The sequence below is a fragment of the Variovorax sp. LjRoot130 genome (genome assembly GCF_964253755.1).
Classification (GTDB): domain Bacteria; phylum Pseudomonadota; class Gammaproteobacteria; order Burkholderiales; family Burkholderiaceae_C; genus Variovorax.
Window position 1 is genome coordinate 2,293,498 of the sequence record NZ_CAXURM020000001.1, and the last position, 19,080, is coordinate 2,312,577.

At 68.5% G+C, this 19,080-nt stretch carries 17 protein-coding genes; 9 read left to right on the forward strand and 8 right to left on the reverse strand.

The window, feature by feature from the left end; all coding sequences use genetic code 11:
* The first annotated feature begins 221 nt into the window (after positions 1–221).
* Complete coding sequence (locus tag ACSQ86_RS11530) at positions 222–1,181, forward strand: Bug family tripartite tricarboxylate transporter substrate binding protein (RefSeq protein WP_093109293.1); 960 nt, start codon at positions 222–224, stop codon at positions 1,179–1,181.
* Positions 1,182–1,185: 4 nt separating this feature from the next.
* On the opposite strand, the gene ACSQ86_RS11535 is transcribed toward ACSQ86_RS11530, so the two are convergent.
* From ACSQ86_RS11535 to ACSQ86_RS11550, 4 genes are all read right to left on the reverse strand, one after another.
* Positions 1,186–2,007, reverse strand: coding sequence for an aldo/keto reductase (locus ACSQ86_RS11535; RefSeq protein WP_436308872.1), 822 nt, complete (start codon positions 2,005–2,007; stop codon positions 1,186–1,188).
* A gap of 3 nt (positions 2,008–2,010) precedes the next feature.
* Positions 2,011–2,349 carry a helix-turn-helix domain-containing protein gene (locus tag ACSQ86_RS11540; protein ID WP_436308873.1) on the reverse strand — a complete coding sequence of 113 codons (339 nt, stop codon included), beginning with the start codon at positions 2,347–2,349 and terminating at the stop codon, positions 2,011–2,013.
* On the reverse strand, positions 2,346–2,684 hold the full coding sequence (locus tag ACSQ86_RS11545) for a type II toxin-antitoxin system RelE/ParE family toxin (protein ID WP_436308874.1): 339 nt from the start codon (positions 2,682–2,684) through the stop codon (positions 2,346–2,348). The genes ACSQ86_RS11540 and ACSQ86_RS11545 overlap by 4 nt, the downstream gene beginning before the upstream one ends.
* A 148-nt stretch (positions 2,685–2,832) precedes the next feature.
* Complete coding sequence (locus ACSQ86_RS11550) at positions 2,833–3,831, reverse strand: IS1595 family transposase (RefSeq protein WP_436303730.1); 999 nt, start codon at positions 3,829–3,831, stop codon at positions 2,833–2,835.
* Positions 3,832–3,898: 67 nt separating this feature from the next.
* Here ACSQ86_RS11550 and imuA point away from each other — a divergent pair, with 67 nt between their 5' ends.
* From imuA to ACSQ86_RS11570, 4 genes are read left to right on the forward strand one after another with little or no spacing between them, the layout of a single operon-like run.
* Positions 3,899–4,699, forward strand: a complete 801-nt coding sequence (gene imuA, locus ACSQ86_RS11555; RefSeq protein WP_436303732.1) for a translesion DNA synthesis-associated protein ImuA — start codon at positions 3,899–3,901, stop codon at positions 4,697–4,699.
* Entirely contained in the window at positions 4,668–5,981 is a 1,314-nt protein-coding gene (locus tag ACSQ86_RS11560; protein WP_436308875.1) for a Y-family DNA polymerase, read from the forward strand. Before imuA ends, ACSQ86_RS11560 begins: the two co-directional genes overlap by 32 nt.
* Positions 5,974–9,294 carry an error-prone DNA polymerase gene (locus ACSQ86_RS11565; protein WP_436308876.1) on the forward strand — a complete coding sequence of 1,107 codons (3,321 nt, stop codon included), beginning with the start codon at positions 5,974–5,976 and terminating at the stop codon, positions 9,292–9,294. The genes ACSQ86_RS11560 and ACSQ86_RS11565 overlap by 8 nt, the downstream gene beginning before the upstream one ends.
* Positions 9,295–9,345: 51 nt before the next feature.
* Positions 9,346–9,921, forward strand: coding sequence for an NnrU family protein (locus ACSQ86_RS11570; protein WP_436308877.1), 576 nt, complete (start codon positions 9,346–9,348; stop codon positions 9,919–9,921).
* Here the strand turns inward: ACSQ86_RS11570 and ACSQ86_RS11575 are convergent, their stop codons facing one another.
* Positions 9,922–10,407 (reverse strand): SixA phosphatase family protein, encoded by a 486-nt coding sequence (locus ACSQ86_RS11575; RefSeq protein WP_436303736.1) that lies wholly within the window; start codon positions 10,405–10,407, stop codon positions 9,922–9,924.
* Positions 10,408–10,551: 144 nt separating this feature from the next.
* Between ACSQ86_RS11575 and ACSQ86_RS11580 the strand changes: the two genes are divergently transcribed.
* Positions 10,552–11,349, forward strand: a complete 798-nt coding sequence (locus tag ACSQ86_RS11580; RefSeq protein WP_436308878.1) for a hypothetical protein — start codon at positions 10,552–10,554, stop codon at positions 11,347–11,349.
* Positions 11,350–11,457: 108 nt separating this feature from the next.
* Positions 11,458–13,518 (forward strand): elongation factor G, encoded by a 2,061-nt coding sequence (gene fusA / locus ACSQ86_RS11585; protein ID WP_436303738.1) that lies wholly within the window; start codon positions 11,458–11,460, stop codon positions 13,516–13,518.
* 32 nt (positions 13,519–13,550) lie between these two features.
* On the opposite strand, the gene ACSQ86_RS11590 is transcribed toward fusA, so the two are convergent.
* The 3 genes from ACSQ86_RS11590 to ACSQ86_RS11600 form a co-directional block, all read right to left on the reverse strand.
* Positions 13,551–15,083: an amidase gene (locus ACSQ86_RS11590; RefSeq protein WP_436308879.1), complete on the reverse strand. Its 1,533-nt coding sequence runs from the start codon at positions 15,081–15,083 to the stop codon at positions 13,551–13,553.
* A 28-nt stretch (positions 15,084–15,111) separates the two neighbouring features.
* Complete coding sequence (locus tag ACSQ86_RS11595) at positions 15,112–16,095, reverse strand: Bug family tripartite tricarboxylate transporter substrate binding protein (protein WP_436303740.1); 984 nt, start codon at positions 16,093–16,095, stop codon at positions 15,112–15,114.
* A gap of 112 nt (positions 16,096–16,207) precedes the next feature.
* A complete protein-coding gene (locus ACSQ86_RS11600; protein WP_436308880.1) occupies positions 16,208–17,344 on the reverse strand; it encodes an NAD(P)/FAD-dependent oxidoreductase in 1,137 nt (378 codons plus the stop codon).
* Positions 17,345–17,530: 186 nt separating this feature from the next.
* Here ACSQ86_RS11600 and ACSQ86_RS11605 point away from each other — a divergent pair, with 186 nt between their 5' ends.
* Positions 17,531–18,097 (forward strand): helix-turn-helix domain-containing protein, encoded by a 567-nt coding sequence (locus ACSQ86_RS11605; RefSeq protein ID WP_436303742.1) that lies wholly within the window; start codon positions 17,531–17,533, stop codon positions 18,095–18,097.
* A gap of 47 nt (positions 18,098–18,144) precedes the next feature.
* The gene (locus ACSQ86_RS11610; RefSeq protein WP_436308881.1) at positions 18,145–19,068 is read left to right on the forward strand and encodes a hypothetical protein; all 924 of its coding nucleotides are present in this window, start codon (positions 18,145–18,147) and stop codon (positions 19,066–19,068) included.
* Positions 19,069–19,080: the final 12 nt, after the last annotated feature.

Here is a 19,080-nt window from a genome sequence, read left to right on the forward strand (position 1 = left end):
CGCCAAGCGGAACTGGGTTGCACACCCAGTGAGCATTGGCAACGACGAGTGGGCCCTCTGTGGGGCCTCACCCGGAGGGCCGGGGCGGCAAGCGGCGCATGGCGTCGTTGCGGTCCTTGCCCGGGGGATCACCCCGGGCTGCGGCCCGCGCCTAGCCCTGCACCCCTTGCCGCCCCGGCGCGGGGGTGATTCATGTGTTAACAGGCCCTAAGGAGACGGATATGCAACGCAGAACCATCGTGAAGTGGGCTGCCTTGGCGCTGCCGGCGACGGCGGCCTGGGGTGCGGGCGGCTATCCGCAGAAACCGGTGCGCCTGATCGTGGGCTTCGCGCCGGGCGGCGGCGCCGACGCGCTCACGCGCATCATCGCGCAGGGCTTGTCGAAGCAGCTGGGGCAGCAGGTGATCGTCGACAACCGGCCCGGCGCCGACGGCATCCTGTCGGCGCAGGCGGTGGCGAGCGCTGCGCCCGACGGCTACACGCTGCTCATGGGCACCAACACCGCGATGGTGGCCGCGCCCACGCTGCGGCCGAACCCGCCCTACGACCCCTTCAAGGCCTTCACGCCGATCAGCTCGGCCGGCCAGTTCTCGATGTTCCTCGTGGTGCCTTCGGATTTTCCGGCGAAGAGCGTCAACGAATTGCTGGCAGCGGTCGCGGCCAGGCCCGGCGGCTACAACTCGGCCTCGAGCAACAGCGCATCCGAACTCGCCATGCTGCAGTTGCTCGGCGAGCAGCGGAAGGTGGTCAACGCGCGCTACAAGGGCGACATGCAGGCCATGACCGATCTCCTGGGCGGGCAAATCCACATGATGTTCACCACCGGCACCCTGGCACCCGGCTTCGTGAAGGAAGGGCGCATCCGCGCCCTCGTCACGCTGCAGCCGCAGCGCAGTGCCTTGCTGCCCGAGGTGCCGACGGCGAGCGAGCTGGGCCTGGGCAAGCTCACCATCACGCCGTGGGCCGGCTTCTTCGGGCCGCCGGGGCTGCCTGCAGCGATCACCGACAGGCTTTCGACCGAGCTGCAGAACACGCTGGCGCGGCCCGAAGTGCGCGAGCAGCTCGTGCAGCAGGGCTTCGAGGGCTACGGCATGAGCCCGGAGAAGTTCGCCGCTTTCTTTCGCACGCAGTACGACGCCTTCGGCGCGACGGTGAGGCAGCACAAGCTGAAGTTCGAGTAGCAGCTCAGCGGTCGATGCTGTGCGCGTGGCGCTGCCAGAAGGCGGCATCCGGAAAGCCGCCCGTGCCGGCTGCCGCGTTGTCCGCCATGTGCTCGGGCCGGCTGGTGCCGGGGATGGTGCAGGTCACGGCCGGGTGGCTCAGCACGAACTTCAACGACAGCTGCGCCCAGCTCGCGCAGCCGATCTCGGCGGCCCAGCCGGGCAGGGGCTTGCCGCGCAGCCGGCGCATGAGGCTGCCGCCGCCGAAAGGCATGTTGGCGATGACCGCGACGCCGCGCTCGGCCGCGAGCGGCAGCAGGCGTTGTTCGGCCTCGCGCGCATCGAGCGAGTAGTTGATCTGCAGGAAGTCGAGCTTCTGCTCGCGCAGCACGGCCTCGACCTCAGCGTAAGCCGACGAGGTGTAGTGCGTGATGCCGAGATAGCGCACGCGGCCCTGCTCCTGCCAGCCGCGCAGCGTTTCGAGGTGGGTGCGCCAGTCGACCAGGTTATGCACCTGCATCAGGTCGATGTGTTCGGTGCGCAGGCGCTGGAAGGACTGCGCCATCTGCGCGATGCCGGCCTCGCGGCCACTGGTCCAGACCTTGGTGGCGAGGAAGGCGTTGTCGCGCTGTTTCGCCGCGGCCAGCAGCTCGCCGGTCACGGCCTCGGCGCGGCCGTACATAGGCGAGCTGTCGATCAGCTTGCCGCCGGCGGCGAACAGCGCATCGAGCACGCCGGGCAGGCGCTGGTGCTCGGCGCTGCCGGCGGCGACATCGAAGCCCATCCAGGTGCCGCAGCCGATGACGGGGAGGGCTTCCTGGGTGGAGGGGATGGGGCGGGTGGTCATGCCTCAGGCGAGCGTCAGCTCGACGTGCACGCGGCGCCCGATGGCGGTCGCGATGTTGACCAGCGCGTCGAGCGAAAAACGGGATACGCGGCCTCGCAGCAAGTCGTTCATGCGCGGCTGCGTGATGCCGCAGTGCGTGGCGGCTTGTGTTTGAGTCCAGCCATTTGCTTGCACGATGGACGCGATTTTTTGCATCAGCTCTGCGCGCGTGCGGAGATTGGCTGCCTGCTCGGGCGTGTCGGCGATCGCATCCCAGACGCTGGCGTAAGTGGTGGTGCTCATTGGATAAACCTCCGCGCTGCGCGCTGCGGTATTCGCCTTGGGAGCGGCCCGGCGGTTCATGCTTGCTCCTTGATGCATTGGTGAAAGCGGCGTCGTGCGGTTTCGATGTGCTGTCGCGACGTGGCCTGTGTTTTCTTTTGGAAGGCGTGCAGAACGATCACGGCGTCAGCCATCCGTGCGGTGTAGATGACGCGATAGGTGCCGGCGCTGTCCCAAACTCTGAGTTCTTCGACACCCTTGCCGATCGCGGGCATGGGCTTGAAGTCATCAGGCTGCTGGCCACGCTGCACCTTGTCGAGTTGATAACCGGCATCTTGTTGGGCATCCGGCGGAAATTCCTTCAAGCATTTGAGGGCGTCGCCCAGAAAGCGGATCGGCTTCGTGAGTATATTCAAATGGATATAGATCGATCAAGCGTGTCTTGAAGGCGCGCGGAGGGCAGGGGATTAAAAAATCCTGAGACGGCCCAAGAATACTGTATAAAAATATTTGGTATCCATTTAGCTCCAGCGCCCAGAGATATATGGATACCCATCCAGTAATCTACGCCACTTCCGCCGATTTGGGGATGTTGTCCACGACACCGCGATAGGTCAGCGGATCTGTGACGACGGCCTGCTCGAGCAGCCGGTAGAACAGCAGCCCTCGCGAGCGCGAGGCCCGGCGATTGAAGCGAAAGACGAATTCGTCGAGATAGGCGTCCAGGTGCGCCGGCTGCACGGCGCCCTGGTGCGTGCCCAGCACCCAGCGCTTGACCAGTGCGGCCACGCGGTGAACGCCGACCATGGAGACGTGCGCGGGAACGTCGGAGCCCAGATGGACAGTGCGCTGGTGCACATAGCCCAGATCCGCGAGATCGCGGTAGGCGGACGAGCCGTCGGTGCGCACCTGTGAGCCAGGCTCGATGTTGGCCAGCACGAAGGGGATGACCTGCTCGGTCGAGTCGTTCTGGATGCGCTCGAGCCGCAGCCGGCCGAAGCCCTTGGGCTCGTGCAGCTCCACGGCGATCACCACAAGTGTCTGGTGCGTCTGGCTTTTTCGACCCTTGCCTCGCCCGCGGGCGACAGGCTGCTCGCGATCGCTGAGGGCCAGATACGTCTCGTCGACCTCCACGATTCCGCTGAGCCGTTCGCGCTCGGGCCGCACCATCGCCCGGCGCAGGCGGTGCAGCATCGCCCAGGCCGTCTGGTAGCTGCCCAGGCCGAGCACGCGCTGCAGTCCGAGCGCGCTGACGCCATGCTTGTGGTTGGTGACGTACCAGGCGGCGGCCAGCCACACCCGCAGCGGCGTGCGGGTCTTCTCGAAGATGGTGCCCGCGGTCACCGTGCTCTGGGTCGAGCAGCTTCGGCACATCAGCCGTGCGCGGCTGGAGCGATAGGGCTCAGCGGCCACCCCGCAGCGCGGACACACGAAACCTTGCGGCCAGCGCAGCCGCTCCAGGTAGCCAAGACAGGCCTCTTCGGTGGCGAACCAGTCCAGAAACTGGTTCCAGTTGACCGGGTAGTCTTCTCCCGCCTTGGGGACTAATATATGGATATCCATCCAGTAATCCTAGTCGGACTGGAGCTAAATGGATACCCCATATAAAAATACAGTTATTCGATCCATCATGGGCCTCCCTTCCTTCGACTCCTTTTCCTCTTCTGCGCGCCATAAGGTCTGGCGCGGGGACGAGCTGGGCCTGGCCGACGGGCAGGTCATCGGCACCGGCCATGCGGCGCTCGATGCGCAGCTGCCCGGCGGCGGCTGGCCGGTGGGGGCGATGACCGAGCTGCTGCAGTCCGCGCCCGAGGCGCATGCCTGGCAACTGCTGCTGCCTGCGCTGGCGCAGGCGGTGCAGGGCGGCACCGGTCCCGTGGTCTTGATCGGCGCACCGCAGGAGCCCTTTGGCCCCGCGCTGGCGGCGCGCGGCTTGCCGGTGGAGGCGCTGCTGTGGGTTCGTTGCGAGGCATCGGCGGCCAGGCTGTGGGCCTGCGAACAAGCCTTGCGCTGCGCCGACATGGCCGCCGTGCTGGCCTGGCTGCCGCAGGCGCGCGTGGGCGAGCTGCGGCGGCTGCAGCTCGCGGCGGCGCAGCACGACAGCCTGCTGTTCGTGTTCCGGCCCGAGGCGGCGGCCCATTCGACCTCGCCGGCGCGGCTGCGCCTGCGGTTGGCGAGCTGCGAGGACGACAGCGCGCAAATCGACGTCCACATCCTCAAGCGCCGCGGCCCGCCGCTGGCTTCGCCCATCCGGTTGCCGGCGCGCAGCGAACGCATGACGGCGCTGCTCGCGGCCAGCCAGCTCAGGCGCAAGTTGCGGCGGCAGCAGGAGGGTGGGTTGCAGCCGATGGCGGAGGGCGCGACCGTGGTCCGCCTCGGCCTCCACCAGGAGAAAGGCCATGCACTGGATCGCATTGCGCTGGCCGCCTGAGCTCCTCTCCGATACCGCGCTGCCGTTGCCGCCCCTCGAGGCGCTCGGCTGGTGGGCCTTGCAGTTCACGCCGCGCGTCGTCTGGGTCGACGACGAGGCGCTGCTGCTCGAAGTCTCGGCCTGCGAGCGGCTCTGGGGCGGGCGCCTGGCGCTGATGCGCGAGCTGGCGCGAACCAATCCCGCGCCGGTGCCCGTGCAGCGGGCACAGGGCGCGACCAGCCTGATCGCGCTCGCACGGCTGCGCATGTTCGCGCGCGGCGAAGAGCCGCCGGGCGACTCGTCTTTCGACCTGCCGCTCGACACGCTGAGCGCGGCGCGCGATCACCTCGACGTGCTGGCGCACCTGGGTTGCCGCACCTGGGGCGACGTGGCGGCGCTGCCGCGCGGCGGGCTCACGCGCCGCTTCGGCAAGGAACTGCGCGAAGCGCTCGATGCCGCCTGGGGCCTGCGCCCCGAAAGCCATGCCTGGCTCACGCTGCCCGACGCGTTCGAGCAGAAGCTGGAGCTGCCCGCGCTGGCCGAAAGCGCGCCCGAACTCATGTGGTCGGCCAACCGCCTGCTCAGCGCGCTGCAGATCTGGCTCGCCGCGCGCCAGCGCGGCGCGGTGGCGCTCGAACTGCAATGGACGCTCGACCTCCGGCGCTTCAACGGCGTCGACCTGCCGCCGCACCAGCAGGTCACGGTGCGCACGGCCGAGCCCACGCAGGACATGGCGCACCTGCGGCGTCTTCTGGCCGAGCGGCTCGCGCTCACGACGCTGGCCGCGCCCGCCAGCTGGCTGCGCCTGCGCTCGATCGAGACCACGCCCTGGGCCGGCGCCAGCACGAGCTTTCTGCCGGAAGACAACCGCAAGGGCGACAAGCTGCACGAGCTGGTCGAGCGGCTCAGCGCGCGGCTGGGCGCGCAGCAGGTGCTGCGCGCGGTCGCACAGGCCGATCACCGGCCGGAATGCAAGCAGGTGTGGAAGCCCGCATTGCACAAGGCGCGCGCCGATGCGTCGCCTGTCTCGCAGCCGGATGCGCTCTATCCATCGTGGCTGTTGCGCGAGCCCCTGCGGCTGGACATGGAAGGCGAGCGCCCGTGCTACCAGGGCCGCCTGCGCAAGCTGGTCGGGCCGCAGCGAGTGGAGGCCGGCTGGTGGGGCGAGGGCCAACCCGTGGTGCGCGATTACTACATCGCGGAAAGCCCGAAGGCCGGCCTGGTGTGGATCTATCGCGAGCGGCCTTCGTCCTGCTTCACTTCCGAGGCGCCGCGCTGGTACCTGCAGGGCATGTATGCCTGAACTCAGCGACAAGCAGATCCAGAAGCGCGCACGGGCCTCGGCCACGGTGCATGCGCTGCCGTGGCGGTCGCAGCCCGAGCCGCTGCAGGCGCCGAGCCTGCCTTCTTATGCCGAACTGCACTGCATCACGAACTTCAGCTTCCAGCGTGGCGCATCGCACCCCGAAGAGCTGGTGCAGCGTGCCTACGACCTCGGCTACGAGGCGCTCGCGATCACCGACGAATGCTCGGTGGCCGGCGTGGTGCGCGCGCACGAGGGGCTCAGGGAATACCTCGAAACGCTGGCCCCCACGGAACGACATCCGTTCCGGCTGCTGTTCGGCAGCGAGTTCGCGTTCGAGCGCTTCAAGCTGGTGACGATCGCGCACGACCTCGAAGGCTGGGGCAATCTCTGCGAGTTCATCACCGCGGCGCGCACCACGGCGCCCAAGGGCAGCTACCGCGTGAGCTGGGCGCAAAGCGACGTGGCCTCGCTGCGCGATTGCGAAATTCTTTTCGTGCCGCTGCGCACGCCGGGCGCCATGCCCGATGTTGCAGCGCTCTGCGCCGATGTGGCTGAGGCCGCGCGTCTTTTCGAGGGGCATCTCTGGATCGCGGTCGAGTTGCAGAACGAGCTCGACGACGACCTCTGGCTCGCCGCCTTGCAGCAGGCGAGTGCGCAAACCGGCGTGCCGCTGGTGGCGGCCGGCGACGTGCACATGCACGTGCGTTCGCGCAAGCCGCTGCAGGACGTGATCACCGCCGTGCGCGAAGGCAGGCCGGTGGCCGAGTGCGGCTTTGCGCTGCAGTCCAATGCCGAGCGGCATCTGCGTTCGCGCCTGCGCCTGGCCGAGCTCTATCCGGCCGAGCTGCTCGCCAACACGCTCGAAGTCGCGCGGCGCTGCCGCTTCGATCTCGACGTGATCCGCGAGCACTACAAGTACCCGCTCGAGAGCGTAGCGAGCGGCGAGACGCCGGCCGAGACGCTGGTGCGCAAGACCTGGGAGGGCGCGCGAGTGAAATATCCCGCGGGCATTCCGCAGAAGGTGCGAGCGCAGGTCCAGCACGAGCTCGACCTGATCGTCGAACTTCACTACGAGATGTTCTTCCTCACCGTCGAAGACATCGTGCATTTCGCACGCTCCAAAGACATCCTGTGCCAGGGCCGCGGCTCATCCGCCAACTCGGCCGTCTGCTACTGCCTCGGCATCACCGCCATCGACCCCGATACCGGCCACCTGCTGTTCGAGCGCTTTTTGAGCCGCGAGCGCCGCGAGCCGCCCGACATCGACGTCGACTTCGAGCACCAGCGGCGCGAGGAGGTGATCCAGTACATCTACCAGAAATACGGCCGCGACCGCGCCGCCATCGCCGCGGTCGTGATCTGCTACCGCTCGCGCAGCGCGTTGCGCGACGTGGGCAAGGCGCTGGGCATCGATGCGCGTCTCGTCGACGAGTTCGCCAAGGACCACTACTGGTTCGACCACGTCGTGCTCGACCAGCGCCTCGAAGAAGCGATGCAGCGCGTGAACCTGCGGGAAGACATGCGGAAGCTGTACCAGTGGATCGAGCTCACGCAGCAGCTCAAGGGCTTTCCGCGCCACCTGAGCCAGCACGTGGGCGGCTTCGTGCTCACGCAGACCAAGCTCACGCGCCTGGTGCCGGTCGAGAACGCGTCGATGAAGGACCGCTCCGTCATCCAGTGGGAAAAGGACGATCTCGAGGCCATGGGCATGCTCAAGGTCGACGTGCTGGCGCTCGGCATGCTGAGCGCGATCCGGCGCGCGCTGGCCATGGTCAACGGCTGGCGCAAGACGGCGCTGCAAATGCACCAGATACCGAACGACGACGAGGCCGTGTTCGACATGATCTGCGATGCCGACACCATCGGCGTGTTCCAGATCGAGAGCCGGGCGCAGATGTCGATGCTGCCGCGCCTCAAGCCGAGAACTTATGAAGACCTGGTGATCGAAGTTGCGATCGTGCGGCCGGGGCCGATTCAGGGCGGCATGGTGCACCCGTACCTGAAGAACCGCGAGAAGGTGCGCAAAGGCATTCCCATCGAATACGCGAAGGAAGCTTTGCGCCCCGCGCTCGAGCGCACGCTGGGCGTGCCGATCTTCCAGGAGCAGGTGATGCAGATCGCGATCATCGCCGCCGGCTTCACGCCCGACGAGGCCGATCGCCTGCGTCGCGCGATGGCGGCCTGGAAGCGCAAGGGCGGCATCGACAAGTTCCACGACAAGCTGGTGGAGGGCATGGTCGACAGAGAGTACGACCGCGCCTTTGCCGAAGCCATCTACCAGCAGGTGCTGGGTTTCGGCGACTACGGCTTCCCCGAAAGCCATGCCGCGAGCTTCGCGCTGCTGGTGATCGTGAGCAGCTGGCTCAAGCTGCACGAGCCCGCCCGCTTCCTGGCCGCGATGCTCGACTCGCAGCCCATGGGCTTCTATTCGCCTTCGCAACTGGTGCAGGATGCGCGGCGCCATGGCGTCGAGGTGCGGCCGGTGGATGTGACGGCGAGCGAGTGGGATTGCACCCTGGAGTCGCCGGCGGAGGCGCCACCCGCTGTCAACCCGCGCTTCGCCACCCGCCTCGGCCACCCCCGCCAACCCGCCGTGCGCCTCGGCCTGCGCCGCATCGCCAGCCTCAGCGAGGCCGGCGCGAAGCGCATCCTCGAAGCCCGCGCCGAGGCCGCCTTCAGCAGCACCGAAGACCTGGCCCTGCGCGCCGAACTCGATGCCAAGGACATGGCGGCGCTCGCGGCGGCCGATGCATTGATCACGCTCTCGGGCCACCGCCGCCAGCAGGTGTGGGACGCCACCGCACAGCGCCGCGCGCCGGCGCTGCTCAAGGGCGTGCCCATCCACGAAGCGGCCCTGCAACTGCCCCTCGCGCCCGAGGGCGAGGAGATCGTGGGCGACTACGCCTCGCTGGGCTTCACGCTGCGCCGCCATCCCCTGGCGCTGCTGCGCCCGCGGCTCGCGCGCATGCGGCTATCGAGCGCCGAACAGCTGCGCGAGGTGCCGAGCGGCCAGACCGTGCGCGCCTGCGGCATCGTGATGGGACGCCAGCGCCCGCAGACCGCCAAGGACACCATCTTCGTCACGCTCGAAGACGAGACCGGCAACGTCAACGTGATCGTCTGGAGCCACGTGGTCGAGGCCTGGCGCGAGCCGCTGCTCAAGTCGCACCTGCTCGCGGTGCAGGGTACCTGGCAGCGCGACGTGGACAGCGGCGGCGAGGTGCGCCACCTGGTGGCCACCGGCTTCAAGGACCTCACGCCGCTGCTCGGCCGGTTGGCCAAGAGCAACAAGAGCCGCGATTTCCACTGACAATCGTTCAACGGCCACTGCGGCCAGCAGCGCCGCCTGGAGGTAGTTCCCATGTCTCTTCTTGTCGTTGGCCTCATCTTGTTCCTTGGCATTCATTCGGTGTCCATCGTCGCGCCCGCCTGGCGCGATGCGCAGGTCGAACGGCGCGGCGAGCGAGTCTGGAAAGGCATGTACGCCCTGGCCTCGCTCGCCGGCCTGCTGTTGCTCATCTATGGCTATGACCTGGCTCGCCAGACGCCGGTGGTGCTTTACACGCCGCCGCCCGCGCTGCGTCATGTCGCGCTGCTGTTGATGCTGCCGGTGTTTCCACTGCTGTTCGCGGCTTACCTGCCCGGGCGCATCCAGCGAACGGTCAAGCACCCCATGCTGCTTGCCGTGGCGCTCTGGGCAACGGCGCACCTGCTGGGCAATGGCACGCTGGCCGACGTGTTGCTGTTCGGGGCTTTCCTCGTCTGGGCAGTGGCCGACTGGATCTCCGTCCAACGCCGCGCTGTGCCACACAGCGTGCCTGGCGCCCCACCGGGTGCTCTGAATGACGTGGTGGCGCTCGCGGGTGGCTTGGTGGTGTATGCCGGCTTCCTGTTTGGGGCACACCGTTGGCTGACTGGGGTGTCGCTGCTCGCTTAGCTACCTCTTCGGCGCGTCCAGCTTCGCCTTCGCCGGGCCGGCCTCCGCGACATCCGCCCATGCCTTGGCATCGAAGCGGAACTCGGCGACGGCGCAGGTGGGCATGTCGATGATCTCGCTCGACAGCCGGTGCGCGAGCTCGGTGAACTCGGGGTTGTGGCCGAAGAGCATCACGCGGTCCAGCTTGTCGTCGAGCGCGCAAATGACGGCCAGCAGGTCGTCCGGGCTGCTGGCGTAGAGCCGCTCATCGACGACGATGTTCTTGCGTGGGTAGCCGATCTCGTCGGCGATGAGTTGCGCCGTCGTCAGCGCCCGCAGCGCCGGGCTCGACACGAGCAGATCGGGTTTCACCCCGCGCTGGGTCAGGCGCTTGCCCATCCTGGGCGCATCATCGCGGCCGCGATCGTTCAATGGCCGCTCCCGATCGGGCAAGGACGGATCGTCGCGACTCGACTTGGCATGCCGCACCAGAAACAAGGTTTTCATGGTCAGCCTTTTCGCCGATGCACTCGGCATGGTGAGGAATATTGTCGGCTGTTGCCTGAGGTGGCGGAAAATTGGATTCCGCCTCTTCGAGCTACCTGGAGTTCCGCCATGGTTGTGCCGTCGCTCTCACATCGCGAACGCGGATTGCTGATCCTGTTCGCCTTGCTGTGGGTGACCGCCATCATTGGGCCCGCGCTGCCGACGCCCGAAATGGCCGCTGCGGCCTTTGCCGACAACCGTGCCTGGCACGGGCTCCCGAACGCGATGGACGTGCTGAGCAATCTGCCCTTTGCGGCGATCGGCATCTGGGGCCTGCTCCGGCTGCGCCGGCTGGACCGGGCTCACAAAGACGCTCAGGACGCCGTGCCGGGCCCGCAGCCCCCGAACCAGCTCCCCGACAACGCGCTCGATTGCGCCTGGATGTTCTTCGCGGGGCTGATCCTCACCGCCGCGGGGTCGGTTTTCTATCACCTGCAGCCCGACGGCCTGCGGCTGGCCGCAGACCGTGCCGGCATGGCGGTCGCGTTCGCCGGCATCCTGGGCCTCGCGGTCTGCGACCGGGTGAGTGCGCGCGCCGGCTGGCCGGCGGCCTGGTTCGCGCTGGCCGGAGGGCTGCTGGCAGTGGGCGTCCATCACGAAACCGGGAACGTGCTGCCGTGGGCACTGGTCCAGTACGGCGGCATGGCGCTGGTCCTGACGCTGGCGCTCGCCAAGCCGATGAGCGGCGCCATCGGGGTCAAGCTGGGCTGGGTGATCTTCTTCTACGGCCTGGCCAAGCTGTTCGAGTTGTCGGACCACGCGATCTACGAGGGGACGCAGCAGCTGATATCGGGCCACACCCTCAAGCATCTGACGGCGGCGCTCGCGGCCCTGCCCGTGCTGCACGCCCTGGGAAGGCAGACCCTGCGAAACCCTGGAGGCGAAGCGATCGTCACGTCGTAGCTGCCCCGCTTGCGCCGGGCCGGTCAATCCCGTACGCTGGGTCGGCAGAGGCAACACGCGATCCCAACTAGCCGTCCGGCGCGCCTACCGGGCGGGAGGAGACCACCCATGCCAAGCCGATCGAACGGCCTCGCGGCCGAAATGGAGACGGTGCGCACACTGGCGCTCGTCGGGGCCTCGGCCTCGGGTAAGACCACCCTGGCCGAGGCCCTGCTTTACAAGGCGGGCGCCATCGGCGCGCCGGGCAGCGTCGAGCGGGGCAGCACCGTCAGCGACCACGATCCGATCGAGCGGCGTATGCAGCATTCGCTCAACGCATCGGTGATGCACCTGACGCATGCCGGCACGCGCATCCACTTCATCGACACGCCCGGCGGGCCCGACTTCCTCGGCCAGAGCCTGCCGGCGCTGGAGGCGGTTGAAACGGCGGCGGTGGTCATCAATGCCGCCACCGGCATCGAGCCGATGGCCGTGCGCATGATGGAGTACGCAGCCTCGCGCCACCTCGCCCGCATGATCATCGTCAACAAGATCGACTCGCAGGGCATCTCGCTGGCGGGCCTGCTGGCCGACATCCAGGCCACCTTCGGCCGCGAATGCCTGCCGCTGAACCTGCCCGACGGGGTCGGCAAGCAGGTGGTGGACTGCTTCTTCAACCGCTTCGGGCAGTCCGACTTCGGCCCCGTCGAAGCGGCGCACCGCGCGCTGGTGGAGCAGGTGGTCGAGGTCGACGCGGCCTTCGTCGACCGCTATCTCGAAGAGGGCGACGTGGATCCGGCCGAGCTGCACGCGCCGCTCGAGCAGGCGCTGCGCGAAGGCCACCTGATCCCGGTGTGCTTCGTCTCGTCGCGCAGCGGCGCCGGCGTGGCCGAGCTGCTGGACGTGATCGTCAAGCTCCTGCCCGACCCGACCGAGGCCAACCCGCCGAACTTCATCGTCGGCGAGGGTGCCGAGGCCAAGCCCATGGAGGCCAGGCCCGACCCTTCGCTGCACGTGCTGGCGCACGTGTTCAAGGTCACGGTCGACCCCTATGTCGGCAGGATGGGCATCTTCCGCGTGCACCAGGGCACGCTCACGCGCGACAGCCAGCTCTACATCGGCGACGGGCGCAAGCCCTTCAAGGTGGGCCACCTGTTCTTGCTGCAGGGCAAGGACCATGTGGAGGTGTCGCGCATGCTGCCGGGCGACATCGCGGCCGTGGCCAAGGTCGACGAGATCCATTTCGACGCCGTGCTGCACGACGCGGCCGAGGACGACCGGGTCCATCTCGCGCCGCTGGAATTCCCGATCCCGGTGCACGGGCTGGCGATCGAGCCCAAGCGGCATGGCGACGAGCAGCGCATGTGGGAGATCCTCGGCAAGCTGGTCGACGAGGATCCCTGCCTGCGGCTGGAGCATGTGGTGGTCACCAACGAGACCATCGTCTACGGCCTGGGCGAGCTGCACCTGCGCGTGCTGCTCGAGCGGCTGCGCGAGGTCTACCGCTTCGAGGTCAACACGCGGCCGCCGCGCATCGCCTACCGCGAGACCGTGACGGTGCCGGCCGAGGGCCACCACCGCCACAAGAAGCAGACCGGCGGCGCCGGCCAGTTCGGCGAGGTGTTCCTGCGCATCGAGCCGCTGCCGCGCGGTTCCGGCTTCGAGTTCGCCGACGAGGTGCGGGGCGGAACCATTCCGAGCCAGTTCATCCCCGCGGTCGAGAAGGGCGTGCGCGAGGTGCTCGAACGCGGCGCGATCGCCGGCTACCCGGTGGTCGACGTGCGCGTGGTGGTCTACGACGGCAAGCACCACAGCGTCGACAGCAAGGACATCGCCTTCGCCACCGCCGGCCGCAAGGCCTTCATCGCGGCCATCCAGGCGGCGCGCGCGATCGTGCTGGAGCCGGTGGTGCAGATCGACATCGCCGCGCCGGACACGGCGATCGGCGACGTCACGGGCGACCTGTCGGGGCGGCGCGGCCTGGTCACGGGCACCTCCAACGGCTCGGCGGGCACGGTGCTGATCCGGGGGCAGGTGCCGCTGTCGGAGCTATCGGGCTACCAGTCGCGGCTCAATGCGCTGACCAGCGGGCAGGGGCGCTACACCATCGAGCTCTCGCACTACGAGGCGGTGCCGCCGGCGCTGCAGCAGACGCTGATGGGACAGCACCGGGTGCGCGACGAGGAGTGAGGCGGAATCGCCTGCGGCGGCCTGAAGAGGCCCTAAACCGCCGCATGGCCCCCGGTTGCCGCGGGAGGCATGGCGGCGTCGAGGATCGGCGGGTGCGTCACGATCGATTTGAGCTCGGGCACGGGCTTCGCGAGGCGAGCGAGATCCGGCTGCGGCCGCTGCGTTTCGGGCATGCGCGCGAACGCGGCTTCCATCGCATGCGCCACCGACAGCAGTTCGGCATCGCCGCGGAAGCGGCCCACCAGTTGAAGGCCAAAGGGCATGCCGGCCGCGTCCACGCCGCAGGGCAGGGCGAGCGCCGGGTTGGTGGCCAGCGTCACGACGTAGGTCAGGCCCAGCCAGTGGTAGTAGTTGCGCAGCGGCTGGCCGTTGATCTGATCGAGGTAGGGCAGCGTCCAGGCGAAGGGCGACACCGGCGTGGTCGGCGACAGGATGAGATCGAAGTCCTCGTAGAGCGCCTGGAACGATCGGAAGATGCGCGTCTGCTCCAGGTGCGCCCAGGTGGCGTCTGCCATCGTCATGTTCGCGCCCATCTCGTAGTTGGCGCGCACGTTGGGCCCGAGCGAGTCCGGGTCGGTTTCGTAGGACTCGCGGAATGCCGCGACGAAGCTCGCGGCACGGACCACGTCGAAACAGCGGTCGGCTTCGCCCATGTCGGGCCGCACCGCGTCGACGCTTCGGAACAGGTGGCGGATCGCTGCGATGCGCTGGCGGAACAGCGTGCGGATGCCGTCGTCTACCGGGCAGACGCCGAAGTCTTCGGTGTAGCCGACGCGCAGCGAAGCGAGGTCCGCAGGTGCGAGCTGCGTGAACGTGCGGCCGTCCACCGCATAGGTGAGCGGGTCGCAGGTATGCTGCCCGACCTGGGCGCCGAACTGCAGGCAGGTGTCGGCCACGGTACGCCCCATCGGCCCGATCACCGAGATCGGCGTCCAGCCGAGCTGCCTGCGTTCCACCGGCACCAGCCCCGGCGAGGGACGGAAGCCGACCACCCCGCACAGTGCCGCGGGAATGCGCAGCGACCCGCCGGTGTCGGAGCCGGTTGCCAGCGGCAGCATGCCGGTGGCGAGCGCAGCGGCCGAGCCGCCCGACGAACCGCCCGCATTGCGCATCGGATCGAAGGGATTGCCGGTGGCGCCCCAGACCGGATTGCGCGTGTTGGCGCCGGCGCCCATTTCCGGCACGTTGGTCTTGCCGACCACGATGGCACCCGCGGCGCGCAAGCGCGCGACGAGTGCGTGGTCGCGCGCGGGCACCTGGCCGCGGAAGCGCGGCGAGCCGTAGGTCGTCAGCAGGCCGGCGGTGTCTTCCAGGTCCTTGATGCCGATGGGCAGGCCGTGCAGGCTGCCGAGCGCTTCGCCGCGCAGCACCTGCGCCTCGGCGCGGACGGCCTCTTCGCGCGCGCGCTCGAAGCAGGTGGCGGTGAGCGCGTTGACGGCCGGGTTCAGCGCCTCGATGCGCGCGATGCTGGACTCCAGCACCTCGACGGGCGAGACCTCGCGGCTGCCGATCATGCGGCGCAGTTCGACGGCGGACTGGTCTGGAAGGGTGTTGCCGGATGACATGGATGTGCGAGGCCCAAAGGGAAAAAGGTCAGTCGGGTTTGATCTGCGATTGTTCCGCGATCTTGCGCAGCCGGGTGATGTCCTTGCCGACCATGCCGCTCCAGTCCTTGATGGGCGCATAGGCGGGCTCGAAGCCCACGCCCTTGAGCTTTTCGCGCATCTCGGCGTCCTCCATGGCGGCGGCCAGGGCCTGCTCGAGCTTCTGCTTGACCTCCGGCGGCAAGCCGCGCGGCGCGACCAGCACGATCCAGGAACTCATCTGGTAGCCGGGGTAGCCGCTCTCGGCCACGGTCGGTACATCGGGCAGCAGTGCCGAGCGCGCGGCAGTGGTGACCGCCAGGGGCTTGATCTTGCCGGTCTTGATGTGCGGCACCGCGGCCACCACGCTGTCGAAGGCCAGCGGGATCTGTCCGCCGACCAGGTCGGTCATCGCCGGCGCACTGCCGCGGTAGGGCACGTGCGTGAGCTTGACGCCGGCCGCCGACTTGAACATCTCTCCGGCGAAGTGGGACACGGTGCCGTTGCCGAAGGAGCCGTACATGTACTTGTCGGGCTCGGCCTTGGCGGCTGCAACGAGCTGTTGCACGCTGCTCGCCTGCACCGTCGGATGGGCCACCAGGACCAGCGCCAGGTTGGCCACCATGCCCAGCGGCTCGAAGGCCTTGATCGGGTCGTAGGACAACTTGGGCTGGATGGCCGGATTGAGGGTGTAGGTGGAATTGGAGCTCAAGAGCAGCGTGTAGCCGTCGGGCTTGGCATTCGCCACGAACTGTGCGCCGATGGCGGTGCCCGCGCCGGGCTTGTTGTCGACGATCACCGGCTGCCCGAGCCGTGCCTCGAGTTGCCGCGACAGCAGGCGTCCCATCACGTCGCCCGCACCGCCCGGTGGGAACGGAACGATGATCTGCACCGGCTTTTCCGGATAGCCGGCGGCATGGGCGGACAGCGTGATCGCGAGGGATGCGCAGGCCCATGCTGCGGCATGAAGAAGGGCGCTGATGCGAAGTTGCATGAAAGTCCTTTCGGTGGTGGTTCGAAAATTCTCTTTAACGAGAATTCTCATATCCGAGCAAAGCCGAAAACCTGCATGAATCGTGCCAGTAGAAACCCCTGCGGCGCCGGAGTCAACGCAGTCGCCCCGGCCGGAATGCAAGGGGATCCACGCCATGGGCGAGCAGGTGCGCCGGCGGCGCCTCGTGGTGCAGCAAGGCTGCTGCAAGCTCCGACGCGCCCGCCGCCGTCTGGATGCCATAGCCGCCCTGGCCGGCAAGCCAGAAGAATCCTTCGCAGCTCTCTTCCCAGCCGAGCACGAAGTCGCCGTCCGGCACGAAGGAACGCAGTCCGGCCCACGCATGGCTCGGGCGACGGATCGACAAGGTGGTGGCGCTCTCGATGTGGTGGATGCCCAGGGCCACGTCCAGTTCCTCGGGCACCACGTCGTGCGGCACGACCGGGTCGGCATTGGCCGGGGAACCCAGCAGCTGGCCGGCATCCGGCTTGAAGTAGAAGCTTTCGTCGATGCCGACGACCGCCGGCCATGCCGTGCAGTCGAGGCCCTCGGGTGCCGCGAAGGTGAAGGCGCTGCGCCGCCGCGGTTCGAGCCCGACGCGCGCGGCCTTGCACAGGTCCGCGATCTGGTCGGCCCACGCACCTGCGGCGTTGACCAGGGTACGCGCTTGCACCTGCTGGCCGTCGGCCAGGCTCAGCTGCCAGAAGCCCTCGGTACGCACCGCCGCCGCGAGCTCCGCGTTGCAGCGCAGCGTGCCGCCGCGGGCCCGCATGCCCTTGAGGTAGCCCTGATGGAGTGCATGGACGTCGATGTCCTGTGCATCCTGCTCGAAGATGGCCGCATGCACGCGATCGGCGCGCAGCACCGGCACCATGGAAACGGCCTCCTCGCCGGTGACGAGGCGGACGTTCGCAGCGTTGCGCGACAGCGCCTCGAAAGTCGCCTGCAGCTCCTGCAACTGGGCCTCGCTGGCGATGTAGAGCGCGCCGCGCGGCGTGAGCAGCGGATGCGCGGCGAAGCCTTCGGGTGGTTGCTCGTAGAACGCGCGGCTCGCGCGCGTCAGCGCCCGGATGGCCGGCGTGCCGTAGCTTTCCATGAACATCGCGGCGGAGCGGCCGGTCGAGTGATAGCCGGGCTGGGACTCGCGCTCCAGCACGATCACACTGGAGCGCCCGGCCAAATGGAATGCGAGCGATGCGCCGGCGATGCCGGCGCCGATCACTGCGAAGTCGAAGGAAGGCGGCGTGCTCATGGAATCTGAATTCTCATTTACGAGAATTATCGTTCCGGGGCACAGGTACGGTCAAGCCGCGCCCCGTGCGCCATAATGCGCCGCCCCATGGTCCGTCCCTTGCGTCCTCCGCCCACGCCACCCGCGAAGAAATCGCGCCGCACCAGATCGGCCGCCGCGCCCGTCGAATCGATAGGACGCGATGTCATGGGCGAGCGGCTGCGTTCGATCCGCAAGGCCGCCAAGCTCACGCTGAAGGAGTTGTCCGCTCGTTCGGGCGTGGCCTTGTCCACGCTTTCGAAGATGGAGCTCGGGCAGATCTCCATCAGCTACGAGAAATTCGCCGCTGTCGCGCGGGCGCTGAACGTCGATATCTCGCGCCTGTTCGATCCGGCCGCGCGCCGCATGGGCAAGGCGGCGCCGACCTTCGTTCATTCGGCGCTCGACAGTTCGCCGAGCTATGCCAGCGACCAGTACGAATACCGGATGCTGTGCACCGACTATCCGGCGAAGACCATGGAGCCGATGCACGGCCGCATCCTGGCGCGCCACGAAAACGAGTTCGCCGATTTCATCCGGCATCCCGGCCACGAGTTCTGCATGGTCTTGTCCGGCGCCGTGCGCATCCGCTTCGAGACCGGCGAGTCGGTGCTGGTGCGGCGCAACGAGTCGGTCTACTTCGACAGCAGCGTGGGGCATGTCTATCTCTCGGTCGGGAAGACGCAGGCGCAGGTGGTGGTGGTCATGTCCGGGTCTGCGGGCCAGCGCCCGTAGCCGCGCCCGCACTCGCCTCGGCCGCTGCTTTTCGCTAACCTTGCGCGATGACAGCAGCACTCGCCTCGCAGGGCATCGACGTCAACGCACCCATCGGGCCGCCGCCGCCCGCGCCCGATCTGCCGATCCCGCCAACGCCCGCGCAACCGCCACCGCCGCCGCCCGAGGGCGACCCGCCGGCGGTTGATCCGCCGATGACCGAGCCGGGCGCGCCGCCGCCGGTGGCCGATCCGCCGCCCGGCGCGGCGGCGCTGGGGCGCCCGCATGCGCGCCGCCTGCGCGAGGTCTATCGCTCGGCCGGCTGGCCTTGCTGCGACGCCATCGAGGTCGACCTGCTGGCCGCCGGCCTGCTGGAACGCGTGCGCTCGGCGCCGGGCCACGAAACGCTGCGCGTCACCGATGCCGGCATCGCGCACATTGCGCGCACGCTGGTCGTCAACCGCGCGGTGCTCTCCAAGCACGAGGCGCTGGTCGAGCAGGTCGCGCGCGAGATGACGCGCGCCGGCCGCGTGGCCTGGCGGGCCTTAAGCCTGCGGGCGCGGCTGCCGGCCGCGAGCGAGGGCGACAAGCCGCGCTGGTGCATCGCGCGGCCGGACGTCTTCTCGATCCGCAACACCAGCGTCGAGGCCTATGCGCAACCGATCGTCCACGAAGTCAAGGTCAATCGCGCCGACCTGCTGAGCGACCTGCGCAAGCCTGACAAGCGCGCTGCCTACCTCGACCTCGGCGGCGAGTGCTGGTACGTGTTGGGCTGCGATGCGAAGGGCCGGCCCATCGGCGAGCCCGACGAGATTCCGGCCGAATGCGGCGTGCTGATCGCGCAAGAGGGCCGGCTGGTCGTGGCGCGCTCGGCCGTGCACCGCGCGCTGCCGCGCATGCCCTTCAGCCTCTGGATGGCCCTGGCCAAGGCGCAACCGGTGCCGGGCTTCGACGACGAGTCGCAGGATCTGCTGGCCGGCGTCGACGACTGAGGGTGTTTGCGC